This window comes from Pseudomonas japonica (assembly GCF_900188455.1).
Taxonomy (GTDB): Bacteria; Pseudomonadota; Gammaproteobacteria; order Pseudomonadales; family Pseudomonadaceae; genus Aquipseudomonas; species Aquipseudomonas japonica.
The window spans coordinates 61046-77304 of sequence record NZ_FZOL01000029.1; the positions used below are offsets into that span (position 1 = coordinate 61046).

Here is a 16259-nt window from a genome sequence, read left to right on the forward strand (position 1 = left end):
CAACCATGGATTTACATGAAGAAGTGACACGGCAGGTCAGCCTCAGTCTGCAACTGGAAGACGGGGCAGTGGCTTGTGATTCCAACCTGATCGAGTACGGCTTGCACTCGCTGAAGATCATGGAGCTGGTCGGGCTGTTCGAAGGAAGATACAACCGGCAACTGTCGTTCGCAGACTTTGCCATGGCGCCGACCATCGGCGAGTGGGTCAAACTCCTCGAGCAGCCGGTGAGCGAGCCTGTGCTGCTGGACAGCGCCTCCCGGGTATCCAGCCTCGAAAGCACCCAGGCGCCAGTGGCCCTGTCCGAAATGCAGTATGCCTACTGGGCCGGGCGCCAGGCCGGCGGTGCGTCGGCGCATCTGTACGTCGAGTTCACGGGGCAGGGCATCGACCCGCAGCGCTTGCAGGGCGCCTTCAGTGCGCTGCTGGCACGCCACCCCATGCTCAGGGTCATCATCACCGCCGATGGCCAGCAGCAGATTGCCCATGAGCTCGACGCCCAGGTCGGGGTCGATGACCTCCGCACGCACTTGCCGCGCCAGGCGCGGGCGCTGCAGTTGCGCAAGCGCCAGGCTATGAGTGGGCAGAAGCTCGACGTCGCTCGCGGGCAGGTGATCGACATCAGTCTGACCCTGTTGCCGGGCGGCCAGCACTGCCTGCATATCGACATGGACATGATCGCAGCCGATGCCGAAAGCTACCTGCTGGCGCTGGAGGATCTCGCCAGGCTCTACCTCGAAGGCAGCAGTGGCCTTGCCAGTCAGCCCGTGGGCGGCAGCTACTTCGATTACCTGGAGCATCTGCGCAGCGACCCACGACGCCAGCAGACCCTTGCCGATGATCAGCACTGGTGGCAGGCCCGATTGCCGGGTTTCCCCGAGCCTCCCGAGTTGCCACTGGTGGCCGAGGGCCTCAGGCATGATCCGGAGCGCTTCGACAGCCGCTGCCATGTGTTCAGCGTTGCCGACAAGGCTGTGCTCGAAGGGCTCGCCGACCGTTGCCAGGTGCCGCTGGCTTCGCTGCTGCTGACCCTGTTCGCACTGACCCTGACGCGCTGGTCATCGAGCCCCCGGTTCCGCTTGAACCTGCCGTCGTTCCTGCGCCTGGAGGGCCAGGACGTCGAAGGCACGATTGGTGATTTCTCGCGGTTCGTTCTGCTGGATGTGGACATGGCCGCCGATCGCTCGCTGCAGCAGGCCTGCCAGCGTATGCACCAGGAGTGGCAGCACGCTTCGCGGCACGCCGCGTATCCGGGCGTGCAAGTGCTCAGGGACCTGTCGCGCCTGCACAAGCAGACCGAAACCGCGCCCATCGTATTCACGCCGTTCGGGATGGAGCGTACCGAGTTGTTTTCCGAACAGGTTGGCGCTGCCTTCGGCGAGCCGTCCTGGTGCCTTTCTCAAGGGCCGAAAGTGGACCTCGATGCCCAGGTGGCGGCGCTGCACGGCGGTCTGCTGGTGAACTGGGATATCCGCCAGGCGGCCTTCAGGGGCACCTCGGCACTTCAGATGTTCGACCACTACATCACTGCGCTGCGTGGCTTGATCGAGCAGGGACCGGCGCTCGACCGGCTGCCGGACAGCTCGGCAACCGAGGCCGCGGCGCAGCCTGATCACGCCACGCTGACGGCGGGTGAAGTGCCGCCCGGGCTGCTTGAGCTGTTCGTGCGGCAGGTGGGCCACAATCCGGATGCCACGGCGCTGGTGCATGGCGGCAAGCAGCTCAGCTACAGGGCGTTGAGTCTTGAGGCCGGCAGCATTGCCCGGCGCTTGTCAGACCTGGGTGTGAAGACCGGTGACACCGTTGCGCTGTGTCTTGACGATGGTGTGTCGATGATCGCCGCGATTTTCGCCACCTGGAGCCTGGGCGCTGCGTACGTACCGGTAACCACCGCGCAGTTGCCCACGTGGCTGGCGAGCCTTCAGTGCAGTTGCGTGATCACCGATTGCCAGGGCGTACAGGCGCCGGCAATCGGGCTTATCGACCTGTCGATACAGCAGCAGGGCGCAATGGATGAACTGACGCTGACGGCTGCTGCCCTGACTCGCGGTGGGCGTGCCTGTCTGCTGCCTGTGCAGCCTGCCGGTTCGGCGCAAGAGCTGATCGACCTGTCGCAGGCGGCGCTTGGCGCCACACTGCAAGGCCTGATCAACGTATGCGGCACGGACCGCCAGACGGTGCTGCTATCGCTTTCCGGCATCAACAGCGACCTGCTGTTGGCCGACCTCTGCCTGACACTCGCCACAGGCGGGCAACTGGTGCTCGCAGGATCGCAGCCGCTGGCCACGCTCATGCGCAGCGCTGGCGTCAATGCCTTGCACGGCACCACCGGGCAGGTCATCGAGCTGGCGACAAGCGTCGACAGGCGCGAGCTGAGCCAACTGTCGAGGGTGCTGTGTGCACGTGACGCTGTCCCGCAATCGTTGTGGGCGCACCTGCTCCAGGCCGGAAGCAGTCCGCGTCTGATCAGCCTGCAGGGTTCGGTGCACACCGGTATCTATTCAGCCTTCAGCGTCGCCGATGCAGACGATGCCTGGGTCAATGGTCACTTGCCCCATGGGCAGCCGTTGGGCCGCAGCCGTTGCCTGATTCTCGACAGCCAGATGCGGGAGTGCCCGGACTGGGTCATGGGCCAGTTGCTGGTCGGTGGGCCGGGCCTTGCCGAGGGGGCGGGGGACTACATCCGACACCAGGGCGAGCGCTGGTACCGCACCGGTGTACTGGCCTATCGCGACGAGCGTGGCCAGATCGTCCTGCATGCACCCGCGCACGCACGCATCAAGTACCAGGGCTACCTGGTCGACACCGATGCCGTTGCGGCGCTGATCCAGTCCATACCGGGTGTGAGCCTGGCCAAGGTCTGCCGCATCCAGCACAAGGGGGTTCCCGCGCTGGCTGCTCTGATCGTCCCCGTACCCACGGCGCAAGGACAGGCACGGACCCAGGAGCTGCGGATCCGCCAGGCCCTCGAGGCATTGCCGCGCAACCTTGGCCTGCGTCACTTCCAGTTCAGCGAGCGCGTGCCGCTGACGGCCGATGGTCTGATCAACCTGGCCACCCTCGTTGAGCGTCTGCAGGCCGACGCTCAACGCCATGCCAGCGGCCCGGTGGGCAGTGCGCTGGAACAGGCCGTGAGCCATGTGTTTGCAAAAATGCTCGGCAGTGTCGTCGATCAGGTGTCCCTTGAGGACGACTTCTTCGACCTGGGCGGCGACTCGCTGCTGGCAACGCACCTGGTGGTGGCGCTCAACAGGTACTTCAGGGGCGCCGAGCTGACGGTTGTGGACGTATTCGCGGCGCGCAGCGCCAAAGGGGTTGCAGCCCAGCTGGCCGAGCGTCTGCCCGGCACTGCCGACAAGATCGCTGCGGTGTTCCTGAAAGTCGTGGGGGGTGTGCAATGAGCGAACAAGCCTTGAATCCGCTGCAAAGAGCCTACCTGCTCGGTCGCAGCGGCATGTTCCCGCTCGGTGGCACCTCGATGCACGATTTTCGCCAATGGCACGGCAAGCTCGATACCGCCACCTTGCGTGCCAGCGTCGCCCGCCTTGCACAGAAGCATCCGGCGTTGCGCACGCTGATCGATGAGGCGCAACTGGTGCAGCGGGTGCTGCCAGTGCCTGGCGAGCATTTCGACTGCATCGACCTCACCGACCTGGATCTTGCCCAGGCGCTGCAGCGCCTCGAACAACTGCGTGATGAGCTGTCCCACCATGTGCTGACGCTTGAGCAGGCGCCCTGGTTCATCTGGCTGGTGCAGTTGCCGGAAAACCCGGACTACGAGTCTGTGGTGTTCTGCAGCTTCGATGGGCTGATCCTCGATGGCTACTCGATCGCGCAACTGCTCAAGGAGCTGTTCGGCGCGCCGCTGCCGAACCCCGAAGCGGCGCCGCCGATTACCCGCACAGCGCAGAACGTGTTCTTCGCCAACAACGAGCGCGACCGCGCGTACTGGCAAGCCAAGGTGGACACGTTCGATGCCCGCACCGAGCTGCCCTGGCAGCAGCCACTGGAGACGATCCGGCGGCCCAGCTATCGCCGGCAGGGCATCGTGATCGACAGGGCAGCCTGGCAACGCATCGCCGCCAGTGGCGCCCGCCATCGTCTGCTGCCCAACACCCTGTTGACGGCGGTGATCTTCGAGGTGCTGTCCTACTGGGCCAAAGAGCGCCATCTGCTGGTGTCGCTGCCGGTGTCCAATTCGGCGCTGCTCGACGGGCTGGCCAATCATTCCTCGTTCATCGTGGTCGACTACCGCCATGCAGCGACCAGTGGTTTCTGCGCCCGTGCCCGGGCCCTGCAGAAGGATGTGCTGGACGCGATGGGGCATCTGTCGTGCGCCGGGGTGGACATCGCCAAGCAACTGGTGAAGAAGTTCTCCTGCCCGATCACCTTGCCGGTCGCCCTGACCAATGGCCTGTCCTGGGGCGAGCCCTTGCGTTTCGATCATCTGGTACCGGCCGCGGGTATTTCCCGCACCCCGCAACTGGCGCTGGACATCCGCCTGACGCTGTCTGCCGACGGCGATCTGCTGATCGATTTCGATCATGTCGAGCAGGCGTTGTCGGTGGCGCTGGCCAGGCGGATCCTGAAAGGCATTCATACCCGGCTGATGCAGCTCGAGCAGGCTCAGGATCTGGACAGCCTGGTGGAGTACACCGGGGACGCTCCGGCAGTTTCCGCTGCAGCGCAACATCCCGCGCCCGAGGACTACCTGGGGCAGATCGCCCACCACCTGCTGGATATCCCACCCGACAAACCAGCGCTTGTCTGCGCCGGGCAAACCCTCAGCTACGTAGTGCTGGGGCAACGGGTCGCGACGTTGAGGGCGGCCCTGAACGATTGCGGAATCGGACCGGGGCAGGTCCTGGCGATCTGCCTGGCGAAAAGCCCCGAGCACGTCTGCGTGGCGCTGGCCTGCGCCTTGAGCGGGATCATCTGGGTGCCGATCGACATGGACTCGCCCGCCGAGCGCCTGAGTTACCTGCTCGGCAACTGCCGCGCCGAAGCGGCTGTCACGGCGGTACCGCTGGCGGGCATCAGGAACCTGGACATCACGGCCCTGCTGGCGCCGCCGGACGGGGAGGTTGCACGCCATACTCCCACGCCGTGCTACACCATCGATGAGCGTGCGGCCTACTACCTGTACACCTCCGGCAGTACCGGCCGGCCCAAGTGCGTGGTACTCAACAACCTGGCCACCGCCAACGTGCTGACCCAGACCCGGCAGCGTTGGCAGGTGACGGCCGATGATGTGCTCATGGCGGTGACCCCGTTCCATCACGACATGTCGGTCTTCGACGTGTTCGCCACCTTCGCCGCCGGGGCCACGCTGGTGCTGCCGGCGTTGGACGAAATCAAGAATGCCCAGGCCTGGGCGCAACGGGTCGAGCAGCACAAGGTGTCGGTGTGGTGCAGCGTGCCGGCCATCGTCGATATGCTGCTGGCCTGCGCTCAGGAGGGGCAACTGGACTCGCTGCGGCTGATTGCCCAGGGCGGTGACTACATCAAGCCCGGCGTGATCAAGGCACTCAGACAGCGCCTGCCGGTGGCCCGGCTGTTCTCCCTCGGCGGGCCGACCGAAACCACCATCTGGAGTGTCTGGCACGAGATCGGTGCGGATGACACCGAGCAGATTCCCTATGGCCAGGCACTGCCGGGCAATGATTACTACATCCTCGACGAGCAGCACCAGCATTGCCCTGTCGATGCGGTGGGCAGCATCTGCATGGCGGGCGTCAACCTGTCCAATGGCTATCTGCTCGACGGGGAACTCAGCCAGGACGAGTTCATTCTGCTCAAAGACCCTGCCGGGCAGTGGCGCCGCGCGTTCCGTGCCAGCGACAAAGGCTACCGGCGTGCGGATGGCAACATCATTTTTGCCGGCAGGGACAACGGCTACCTGAAAGTGCGCGGTGTGCGCATCGCCAGCGCCGAAGTGGAACAGGTACTGGCCAGGCACCCGCTGATCAGGGACGCGGCAGTGGTGCTGTGCAGCAATCCTGTCCATGAAGAGCACGAGTTGGTGGCGGTGTACCGGCAGCACAGCGTCGAGCCGCTGGCTGTCGCACAGCTCAAAAGCTTCCTGCGCAGCCTGTTGCCCGAATCACACATTCCCTCGCGCTGGCTGGCGGTCGAGGCGTTCCCACTGACGGCCAACGCCAAGGTAGACCGCAACGCCCTGCAACGGCTGGCGCAGGCGCAACTGCATGGCCCCGGGCGCAGCGCCCCGACCGTAGCCAGCCAGGCGCCGCAGGGACAACCGGTATACGAGCTGCTGCGTCAGTACGTATCGCCCGTGCTGCTCCATGCCGAGCTGTCAGCAGACAGCGACCTGCTAGGCCTGGGTATTCGCACCCCGCAACTCAAGCAGCTTGCCTCACAACTTTCACAACTGACGAACACGCAGATTGATCTGCTTTCACTGGCCAAATGCCGGACGGTCGAGGAGGTCGTGCAGTTCACGACTGCGCTGACCGCTCTTGCGCATGACAACGTGCAGGTTTGAACGATGAGCAACGTTAACGACAGCTTGATCATGGGCGCCGATGCGCTCGATGCCTTCGAGCGCGAACTCGCCGAGCTTGGCCTGGCCAGTGCCGCGCCGGCACACGATGACAGTGCCCAGGTACAGGCTCACGACCTGTCCCGCCCAACTGTCTCGGAAGAGCGGGCCTGGATGCTGCATCAGCAAGATCCGCTGGCTGCTGCCGGCCCCTTCGTGGTGTGTCTGCGTCTGCGTGGCACGTTCGATGTGCCGCGCCTGGTTGCCGCCATCAGGCAACTGTATCAAGGCGACTCGGCGCTCAATTTCGTCTACCGGCTGGGTAGCGAAGGGGAACTGGAAAAGGTTCGCCAGCCCATGGAGCACCTGACCGTCGAGCAGATCAGCGTGGCCAGCGACCAGCAGGCGATCGATCACTTGCTCGGGCAACTGCGGCAACCCATCGATCTGGCCAACGGCCCCATCATTCGGTTCACCCTGATGCATCGTCAGGCTGACGAACTGCTGCTGGGCCTGCATGGGCATCACATCCTGCTCGATGACAGCGCCTGGAAACCGCTGCTCACCGCCTTGGGCGAGTTCTATGACGGGCAACCTGTACCGGCAACCGGTGCCGCCGCGGCGGCCTGGTCGACTGTGGCCGTGGATGAACAGCAGGCCGCCCGCTACTGGCGTGAAACGTTTGCGTCGGGGTTGGACAGAACCGCGCTGCCAGCGTCGTTCATGCTGCCGGCAGGCCGGCGGGTGGATATCGTCGAACAGGGCAAGAGCGCAGCGCCCGGCCAGCCTGATGGCGTGGTCCGGGTCAGTACCCAGGTCGGTTGCGCCAACCTGCGCCGGGTCAGCGAGCAGGCCCGTGCTTCGCAGTTCCAGACCCTGGCCCATCTGTTCGGCGCCTACCTGGCGGTGTTGCTGGACTTGCCCCACGTCGATCTGCTGATCCCGCTGGTGAGCCAGCGTGAAGTCAACGGGCTTGCCGATATCGCTTCCAGCTCCAACGTGATTGCCCTGAGGGTGACGCCGTCGCCTCACGATCTCGCAGCGGGTATCACCCAGGCTCGCGATGCCATCCTGACCGGCATGCACAACAACCTGCCCATCGAGCAAGTGCTGGCGATCACCGGCACCCGCCGTTCGAATGTGCCCAATATCGTCTTCACCCAGTTCACCGACCTTGCCCAGCACCTGCACCTTACCGATGTCCAGATCCAGACCCTGGCCGTACCGCCGTTGCGTTCGGACTACGACATCTCGCTGGCCTTCAAAGTGGTTGGCCGCGAGGAGCTTGTGATCGAACTGACCACCGGCCCGCGGTTGTCCAGAACCCTGGGCGCTTTTTTGCTGGAGCGGTTCGCGCTGTTGCTCGCAGGCATCGATGCTGGCGCGGCCGTGGAACTGCCCCGGCTGCTGGCGCGAGCTCGGGGCGTGGTGGCCGGCGCCGATGAGCCCGCCGCCGTGGCTGACGGTGCGACTCTTTCACAAGAGCAGCAGCGCATTGCGCAGATCATCCTGGATGAGTTCAGGACTGTGCTGAACCTGCCTGATCTGACCCTCGCTGATCACTTCTTCGACGTGGGCGGACACTCGCTGCTGGCCACCCGGGTGATCGGCAAGCTGCAGACCCAGCACGGTCTGTCGCTCGGTTTTGCCGAGTTCTTCGAATCACCCACAGCCCGCGATCTTGCGGTCCACGTCAAGCTGGCACAGTCGCCCCGCGAGGTGCGTGTCATGACCAGCGACAACAGCCGAGGCATGCCACCGCTGTCGCTGCTGCAGCAGACCTACCTTGAGTTCTCCGACTTCGGGCGCAACCCGGTTTTCAACATTCCCTATGCCCTGCGCTTCGATGCAGCGGTCGATGAGCAGGCGTTGCACCTGGCCTTCGTCGACCTGCTCGAGCGGCATCAGGCGTTGCGCACGCTGTTCGTGCCAGACCGCGAGCAGGGGGCCCTGCAGCATGTGCTGCCGATGGAGCAGGTGCTGGCGATGCAGTGGTTCTGGCCGTCGACAGAGCAGGGCAGCGCGCACTTCAGGCAGGTGCTCGGTGACGAGAGCGTGCACAGCTTCGACCTGACCGAGCGCTTGCCGCTACGGGTGAGGTTGCTGCGAGATGAGCAGGGCAAGCAGGTGATGTCGTTGCTGATCTACCACAGCGCCATGGACGAGTGGTCGACGGCAATCTTCATGCACGAGCTGATCCAGGCCTACGTCCAGCGCAGCCAGGGGCGCGCTCCCCAGTGGCACACACTGCCCGCGCAGTTCCACCAGTACGCCGCGCAGCAGGACCACGCGCAGATTCTCGGTGAACACCTGGCGCACTGGACCGGCACGCTGGGCACGCTCGGAAAAAGCCCGCCGCTGTTCCAGCCTGCCCATGAGCGCGCTGATATCCAGGAGGTGGATTACACCGGGGCCTTTACTGATTTCTCGCTGGACGCGTCAACGGCATCGGCGCTCAATGGCCTGGCCAAGGCCTGCAACGCCTCGCTGTTCCATGTGATCTATGCAGCGATCACCCTGTCGCTGTATGCACTGGGCGCCGGCAGGAAGATTCTTGTCGGCACCTCGGTTTCGGGCCGTGAAGACCCGACCTACCAGGACACCGTCGGCTATTTCACCAACGTCGTGATGCATCACACCACGCTCGCCGAGGAGCAGTCCGTTCAAGCGTTGGTGCGCCAGGTCAGGGACAACGTCATCGCCGGGCTGCCCTACTCGGACGTGCCGTTCGCCCTCGTCGAGGAGGCCGTGCGCGCGCCGAACGAAGCGTCCCGTGACACGCTGTTCGAGGTGTACCTGCAATTCCATGCCAAAAACCCACTGACCGGCTCGTTCAGCCAGGGCGACGGGCAGCAGGTCGGCTTCCAGTTGCTGGACCCGGACCGCTCCATCGCAAAGTTCGGCCTGCACTTTGAAGTCTACGAAGAGCCGTTGTCGGTCAGCGATGCCATTCGCGTGGTGCTCGGCTACCGGGTCAGTCATTACAACGAGCGGCAGATCGCCCTGATCCGCGAGACCACCGAGCACACCTTGCGGGTGCTGGCCGGTCTTGACGGGCAGCAGGGCAGTGCTGTGCGAGATGTGCGTCGCCAGCTCTCACGCCGGGTGGAGCATCCGGGCGCAGTACGGCGCCATGCCCTGGGTGACATCGATCCAGGGTTTGTGCCGTACCCGGCACAACGCGCCAGCCTGTATCGCGAGCTGGGTTACTGGCAGCCAGAAAACCATGGCCGTTTCCTCGCCAACTGCCGCGCCCGGCACGGGCAGAACCTGGCGCTGATCCAGGACGACAAGCAGCTGACCTATGCTCAACTGCATGGCTTTGCCCAGCGCTTCGGGGGGTATCTGGCAGGGCAGGGGATCCAGGAAGGCGATTTCGTGCTGGTGCAGTCGCCCAATGTCATCGAGTACTTCATCGTGCTGTTCGGGCTCTATCACATCGGTGCGCGGCCGGTGTTCTGCCTGAACGGCCACGGCGCCTACGAAATCGAGAACATCGCCAGAGCCAGCGGGGCGGCGGGCTACATCCGCATCGTCGAGCCAGGGCCTGGCATCAAGGAGGCCGAGGCCGTCATCGACGCGCTCGGGCAAGGCAACCTCGCGCTCTGGTTCCGCCAGACCCTGGTCAGCCTGGACGATGTGGAGCGCTCTCTGCCTATGCTGGCAGGCATTGGCGAAGACACGGTCGCGCCCAGCCAGGCCAGTGCCGAAAGCATCGCCTTCCTGCAACTGTCGGGGGGCACCACCGGGCTGCCCAAGCTGATCCCCAGAACCCACGCCGACTACCTGTACTCGGTCAGGCTCAGCGCCGAGGTCGTGCACCTGGGCGGCGACTCGCGGCAATTGCTGGTGCTGCCGGCAGCGCACAACTTCGCAATGAGCTCACCGGGCTCTCTGGGTATCTTCCACGCCGGGGGCTGCGTGGTGCTGGCCAGAGATTCCAGCCCACGTACCTGCCTGGGGCTGATCGAACGGCACCGCGTCACCGACGTCTCCCTGGTGCCGGCAATCGCCTCGGCCTGGATCAATTCGCCGCTGCTCGGGCAGCACGACCTGGGCAGCCTGCGCAGCATCCAGATCGGCGGCGCCAAGCTGTTGCCGGTGCTGGCCGAACAGATCATGCAGCGTCTGGGCGCGACCTTGCAGCAGGTCTATGGCATGGCCGAAGGGCTGGTGAACTTCACCCGCCTGGACGACCCCAGCCAGACCCTGCTGCACACCCAGGGCCGCCCGCTGTCGCCGCATGACGAGGTGCTGATCGTGGATGGGCATGACCAGCCCGTGGCGCAAGGCGAGGCGGGGCAGATTCTCACGCGCGGCCCCTACACCATCAACGGCTACTACAACCTGCCCGAGGTGAACCGGCACAGCTTCACTGCCGATGGTTTCTACAAGACGGGCGATGTCGGCTATCTGGACGCCCAGGGCAACATCGTGGTGACCGGCCGTATCAAGGAGCAGATCAACCGGGCCGGAGAGAAGATCACCCCCAGCGAGATCGAGAACTTCCTGCTGGAGCACCCCGATGTCCGGGACGTGTGTGTGATCGGTGTGGAAGACCCTGCACTGGGTGAGCGCATCAAGGCGATGATCATTCTCCAGCACCCCGACCGCTCCTTGTCGCTCAGGGATATCCGGGCTTTCTTGATGAGCAGAAAGCTTGCGCTGTTCAAGATGCCCGACGAGCTGGAGCTGGTTACCGACTTCAAATACACCCACGTCGGCAAGATCCACAAACAGCAATTGAAACAGGATGCCAAGCCATGAAGAACTTCAATCAGGACCTTTACGACATCGTCGGCATCGGCGTCGGGCCGTTCAATCTCGGGCTGGCCTGCCTGGCCCAGCCGATCAAGGAACTCAAGACGTTGTTTCTGGACAAGAAGCCCGACTTCGACTGGCACCAGGGGATCATGCCGGAGTGGAGCACACTGCAGATCCCCTTCATTGCAGATCTGGTCAGTTTCGCCGACCCCTCCAGCCGTTTCTCGTTTTTGCGCTACCTGAAGGACACGCAGAGGATCTATCAGTTTTATATTCGCGAGAGCTATTACACCTTGCGCTCCGAATACAACGATTACTGCTCGTGGGTGGTACGCCAGCTCGACAACCTGCACTTTGCCACCCAGGTCGACTCGCTGGAGTACGACGAGGTGCGCGGCTGCTACGTGGTGGGCGGTACCCGGGGCGGGCGTGAGCGGTTTTCTGTTTGTGCGCGGCACATCGTTCTGGGCACTGGCACCACGCCTGTGATCCCCGACTTCTGCAGGGACTACCGTGACGATGTTCACCTGAGCGCCGAGTACCTGACGCACAAGGACAGCTACCGGGACAAGAAGAGCATCACCATCATCGGTGGGGGCCAGAGTGGCGCGGAGATCTACTACGACCTGCTCAACGATATCGACCGCCATCAGTACCGCCTGGACTGGCTGACCCAGTCGCCGCATTTCTTCTCCATGGACATGGGCAAGCTGACGCTGGAATACACATCGCCCGACTACACCAGTCATTTCCATTCACTGACGCAAGACAAACGCGATCAACTGATCAGTGTGCAGAACGTGATGTACAAGGGCATCGAGCGCGGGTTGGTGAACAACATCTATGACCTGCTGTACATCAAGTCGCGAAACCCGGGGTTCGCCACGCAGATCCTGCCCGGTTCCAGGCTCGACTCGGTGAGCAAGTCCGATGTGGGGCTCGAACTGGGCGTGATGCACCTGGACACCGAGCAGCCTTTCAACCTGACGACCGACGTGATGATTCTGGCGCTGGGCTATGAGTATCGGCTGCCGGCGTTCATCAAGGGCATTCGTGAACGCCTGAACTGGGATGACAATGATCGGCTGTCGCCCGATCGCCATTACAGCGTCAGCGATGAGCAGGACGTCTTCGTGCAGAACGTCGGGCTTTATGCCCACGGTATTTCGGTGCCGGACCTGGGTATGGGCTGTTACAGGAACTCGATCATCATCAATCGGATCCTCGGCCGCGAAGTTTATGCGGTCGAGAAAAATATCGCATTCCAGAAGTTTTCTCCGGAATTTTCGAGCTGAGGAAAAACGCACCTGCTACGGTGCGCCGCGTCAACAGGAGTTTATCCGTATGCCCAGTATTTCCCGTCAATTACCCGGCAACTATGCACTCGATATCAAGGGCGTCAGCTACGGCCTGCGAGCGGTGGCCTATCCCGATGATCTGGCGCTGCTGCACAGCTGGATGCACCGCCCGCATGTGGTGCCGCAATGGCAACTCGATGTGCCGGTTGCCAAACTGGCCGCGCATTTCGAAGTGATGCTTGCTGATGATCACCAGCGGCTCTACCTGGTCATGCTCGATGAGCGGCCGGTTGGTTATGTAGAAATCTACGAAGGTTACCGCGACCGGCTGGCCCGCTATTACCAGGCCGATATCAATGATCTGGGCTGGCACCTGTTGATCGGCGAAGAGGATATCGTCGGCCATGGCCACCTCAAGCCGATCGTGGTGATGCTCAGCACCTTCATCTTCGGGCACAGCCCGGCCACTAGGATAGTCGGGGAGCCGGATGTGCGGGTCAAAGCCTACAGCGTCACTGCCGAGGCTTTGTCCTATGTTCCGCAACGCGAACTGCCCATGCCGGAAAAGACCGCCATGTTGTACTACTGCGTCAAAGAGACGTTCTTGAAGTCTCGCTACTACCTTGAACATATTGCCGAAACAGCCTGAGGCAACTTCAGGCATTCGCAGGGTTTTCATTGCGGTACTTGAAACGGGCTCGCAGTACTTGTGTGCAGCCCGTTCTGCTCCATCACGATCGACTGCAGAAATTCCGAATACACTTCAAGACCGTCCGGAGAGATCAATGGGAGCGCGAACGGCTGTCGCCGACAAGGATACGAAACTGGATATCATCGACCACATCAATCAGGACCACACTGATGAACTGATGGTCATGGCCCAGTTCTACAGTCCGGATCGCAAAGTCGATGCGGCCAGCATTCTCGACTTTTACAACGAAGGCGTGTTGTGTGAGGTATTGACCGGACAGACCCGTCAGGAGCTCTTCATCGAGTTCGAACTCGAAGGCGATCTGGAAGAGAACCTGCTTTATCTGTCCTACCAGGCCGCGGTCAAACAAAAGAAGAGCTTGAGCCTCAATCAGAAAAGCTATTTCGAAGTGCTCGACAAGCAACCGCTCACGCCCAACTTCACCCGCCTGGTGGTGCGCGGCCAGGGGCCGCTTCCGGCGTACTATCCCGAGTACGCCTACGGTTTTCAGCTCAAGCTCCTGAAGAAGGCTGGCGCCGCGCCCGCATCGCGCCCGGCGCCAAAAGGTGTGCTGGGCAGCCTGCTGGACCGGGGCTTGCTGTGGATCATCAAGCGCGTCTCCAGCCAGCGCCGTCAGCGCATCATCGAGACCCTCAACAAGGACATTCGCCTGTATACCCTGCGCCAGTCGTCCAGAGCCACGCCGGCGTCGACGTTCCTCGACCAGGGGCTGGTCGACATCTTCACCCATGACGACAGCCCGGGCAGCCAGTGGGTCCAGAGCCTGGGCAAAGGCGACATCATCGCCGCCGCTACGCAGATCGCCTACAAACATGAGTACCTGATGCAAGGCCAGGCGGTGCTGATCGCCGACGAGACCGGCTACCCCTCGGTGGCCGCTCTTTTGGAGCACTGGGCCAATCCGCAGCCGCCTACCGTCATCGTGCTCAGCGCTGCAGCGCCAGAGCAGGACTACTTCCCCGAACAGGGTTTTGCGCCCGGCACGGTGGTGCACCGCATCGTCTGTGCGGCCAGTGAACAGGCCGAACAGGTCATACAGGTACTGCAAACCCTGGCCGCTATCGACGCCGTATGGGGCGCGCTGGAAAACGAAGAAGCCAAGACGCTGCGCCGTTACCTGCGCAACCAGCGGGGACTGGCGGGCAAGTACAGCCATCTGAAGGGCTACTGGAAACACAAGTGAGCGGCTGCAAGCCCTGGGCCGCGTCATCTGCACCACCTGAACGCAGCAGGGTCAACCGCCAATACAAAGGTAGACAGGCGTCATGAAGAACCTTACCGAAATCCTGAGACTGGCGATTCCGCTGGTGATCATCCAACTGTGCCAGGCCTCGCTGGGGCTGGTCGACACGCTGGTTGCCGGCCAGTATCACTCTCAAGACCTGGCCGGGGTCGGTCTGGGCAGCAGCCTGTGGACGCCCGTGTTCATTTTCGCAACCGGCGTGATGTATGTGCTGGTACCGCGCTTTTCGGCGGCGGTGAGCGCAGGCGACCGGCAAGGGGCCGCTGTGCTGTTCCTGCAGGGTCGCCATGTGGCGTTGATTCTGGGCGTGGTGAGTTTCGTGCTGATCCAGGCGCTGGCCTTTGCCAGCCCCTGGCTGCTCGAGCAAGGTCCGGTGGGGCAGATTGCCAAGCACTACCTGCACTGCGTGGCCTTCGCCACACCGGGCCTTGCCTACATGCTGTTGTATCGCTTCACCGTCGAAGGCCACAGCATGCTGACGCCGATCATCCTGACCGGCTTGTTCCTGCTGATTTGCCACGCGGTGCTGGCTGTGGTGCTGGTCAACGGGCTGCTGTTCGTTTCGCCAATGGGCGGTGCCGGCGCAGGCCTGGCCACTGCCATCAGTGCCTATCTGGCCCTGTTTTTCCTGCGTGCGCTGGTGCGCCGGGCGTGCCCGGTGCTGGTGGCGTTGCGCAGCGAGCAAGCCGAACCGCCCAGGTCGGGCATGCGCGACAGCATGGCCTTGCTCAAGCAGGGCCTGCCCATTGGCCTGGCCCTGGTGCTGCAGATTCTCGCGCTCTCGGTGCTGGCGTTTTTTGCCTTTTCATTGGGCACCGATGTGGTCTCGGCTCACCAGGTGGTCATCACCATCGCCATGGTCGTGGTCATGATCCCGCTCGCGCTGGGCAGCGCAACGACAATCCGTGTCGCGGCCTTCCACGCCCTGGGTGACCAGCAGAACAAACGCAGCGTGGCGTTGTGGGCCTTTGCCATGGCAGTCATCTATGCAGCCCTGGCCGGCGTGGCGCTGCTGTGGTCCGGCCCGACGCTGACCGGCTACTTCAGCAATGACAGCCAGGTCATCCGGGTGGCCAGCGGGCTGATCGCCTGCCTGGCGGTGTTCCAGTTCTTCGATGCCGTGCAGATGGTCGCGTCAGGCGTACTGCGCGGGCTGGGCGACTTCATGAAGCCGTTTGCGGTGGTTGTGTTCGCCTACTGGATCATCGTCATTCCAGCGGGTTACGTGATAGGCGTTCGCTACGCTCAGGATATCGGCATGGTCTGGACAGTGCTGGCGCTCGCGATCTTTGTCGCGGCCGGGGTACTTTGCCGTTATGTGTACAAGGCGCTGTCAGGGCCTGGCGAAACGGTCAAGCTTGTGCCGAGTGCGGTGAGCCGTTGACCAAGTCCTGTGGTGCTGCATTTTCGATTTCGTTGTGGCTGATCAGCAAGCCCTCGCCAGGCGAGTGCTGCGTGGGTGCGATGAGGGTGTTCATGCGCAATCTCCCTTCAGGCGCTCAGAGCCAGGTAGCGGTTCTTAATGCCAGGTTCCTGGCGGAACCGGGCCTTGGAGCAATGATATGAGAACTTGGCGAGTGTCGGCCGTGCAGCCGAGGCGCTAGGCCGAAAAATATGAGTGTTACTTGCGAAGCACCATACGGCACTGTACGAAATGAGGTGTCGTAAACACCGCCGCCAGCAGGCCAATGTGACCATGGCCGCATAACTTGTTGCGAGCTTGCAGTAGCGGGTCGCGAG

General features: G+C 63.1%; 8 protein-coding genes and 1 pseudogene. 7 read left to right on the plus strand and 2 right to left on the minus strand.

The window, feature by feature from the left end:
• The first annotated feature begins 5 nt into the window (after positions 1-5).
• The 7 genes from CHB99_RS26215 (at position 6) to CHB99_RS26245 (ending at position 15903) form a co-directional block, all read left to right on the plus strand.
• Positions 6-3401, plus strand: a complete 3396-nt coding sequence (locus tag CHB99_RS26215) for a condensation domain-containing protein (RefSeq protein WP_042126485.1) — start codon at positions 6-8, stop codon at positions 3399-3401.
• On the plus strand, positions 3398-6505 hold the full coding sequence (locus tag CHB99_RS26220; protein WP_042126488.1) for an amino acid adenylation domain-containing protein: 3108 nt from the start codon (positions 3398-3400) through the stop codon (positions 6503-6505). Before CHB99_RS26215 ends, CHB99_RS26220 begins: the two co-directional genes overlap by 4 nt.
• Before the next feature lie 3 nt (positions 6506-6508).
• On the plus strand, positions 6509-11269 hold the full coding sequence (locus CHB99_RS26225; RefSeq protein ID WP_084702808.1) for a condensation domain-containing protein: 4761 nt from the start codon (positions 6509-6511) through the stop codon (positions 11267-11269).
• Entirely contained in the window at positions 11266-12561 is a 1296-nt protein-coding gene (locus tag CHB99_RS26230) for a lysine N(6)-hydroxylase/L-ornithine N(5)-oxygenase family protein (protein ID WP_042126490.1), read from the plus strand. The genes CHB99_RS26225 and CHB99_RS26230 overlap by 4 nt, the downstream gene beginning before the upstream one ends.
• A 49-nt stretch (positions 12562-12610) precedes the next feature.
• Entirely contained in the window at positions 12611-13213 is a 603-nt protein-coding gene (locus tag CHB99_RS26235; protein ID WP_042126492.1) for a GNAT family N-acetyltransferase, read from the plus strand.
• 136 nt (positions 13214-13349) lie between these two features.
• Positions 13350-14459 carry a siderophore-interacting protein gene (locus CHB99_RS26240; RefSeq protein WP_042126494.1) on the plus strand — a complete coding sequence of 370 codons (1110 nt, stop codon included), beginning with the start codon at positions 13350-13352 and terminating at the stop codon, positions 14457-14459.
• An 82-nt stretch (positions 14460-14541) separates the two neighbouring features.
• Entirely contained in the window at positions 14542-15903 is a 1362-nt protein-coding gene (locus tag CHB99_RS26245) for an MATE family efflux transporter (protein WP_042126496.1), read from the plus strand.
• Here the strand turns inward: CHB99_RS26245 and CHB99_RS30395 are convergent.
• Positions 15872-15997, minus strand: a complete 126-nt coding sequence (locus tag CHB99_RS30395) for a hypothetical protein (protein ID WP_281177160.1) — start codon at positions 15995-15997, stop codon at positions 15872-15874. The two genes, CHB99_RS26245 and CHB99_RS30395, sit on opposite strands and share 32 nt — an antisense overlap.
• A gap of 163 nt (positions 15998-16160) precedes the next feature.
• Positions 16161-16259: pseudogene (locus CHB99_RS29675) on the minus strand (IS5/IS1182 family transposase); the annotation flags it as partial.

Coding starts and splice junctions, on each gene's coding strand:
- CHB99_RS26225 (WP_084702808.1), top strand. CDS start 6,509: ATGAGCAACGTTAACGACAGCTTGATCATGGGCGCCGATGCGCTCGAT.
- CHB99_RS26230 (WP_042126490.1), top strand. CDS start 11,266: ATGAAGAACTTCAATCAGGACCTTTACGACATCGTCGGCATCGGCGTC.
- CHB99_RS26220 (WP_042126488.1), top strand. CDS start 3,398: ATGAGCGAACAAGCCTTGAATCCGCTGCAAAGAGCCTACCTGCTCGGT.
- CHB99_RS30395 (WP_281177160.1), bottom strand. CDS start 15,997: ATGAACACCCTCATCGCACCCACGCAGCACTCGCCTGGCGAGGGCTTG.
- CHB99_RS26240 (WP_042126494.1), top strand. CDS start 13,350: ATGGGAGCGCGAACGGCTGTCGCCGACAAGGATACGAAACTGGATATC.
- CHB99_RS26235 (WP_042126492.1), top strand. CDS start 12,611: ATGCCCAGTATTTCCCGTCAATTACCCGGCAACTATGCACTCGATATC.
- CHB99_RS26215 (WP_042126485.1), top strand. CDS start 6: ATGGATTTACATGAAGAAGTGACACGGCAGGTCAGCCTCAGTCTGCAA.
- CHB99_RS26245 (WP_042126496.1), top strand. CDS start 14,542: ATGAAGAACCTTACCGAAATCCTGAGACTGGCGATTCCGCTGGTGATC.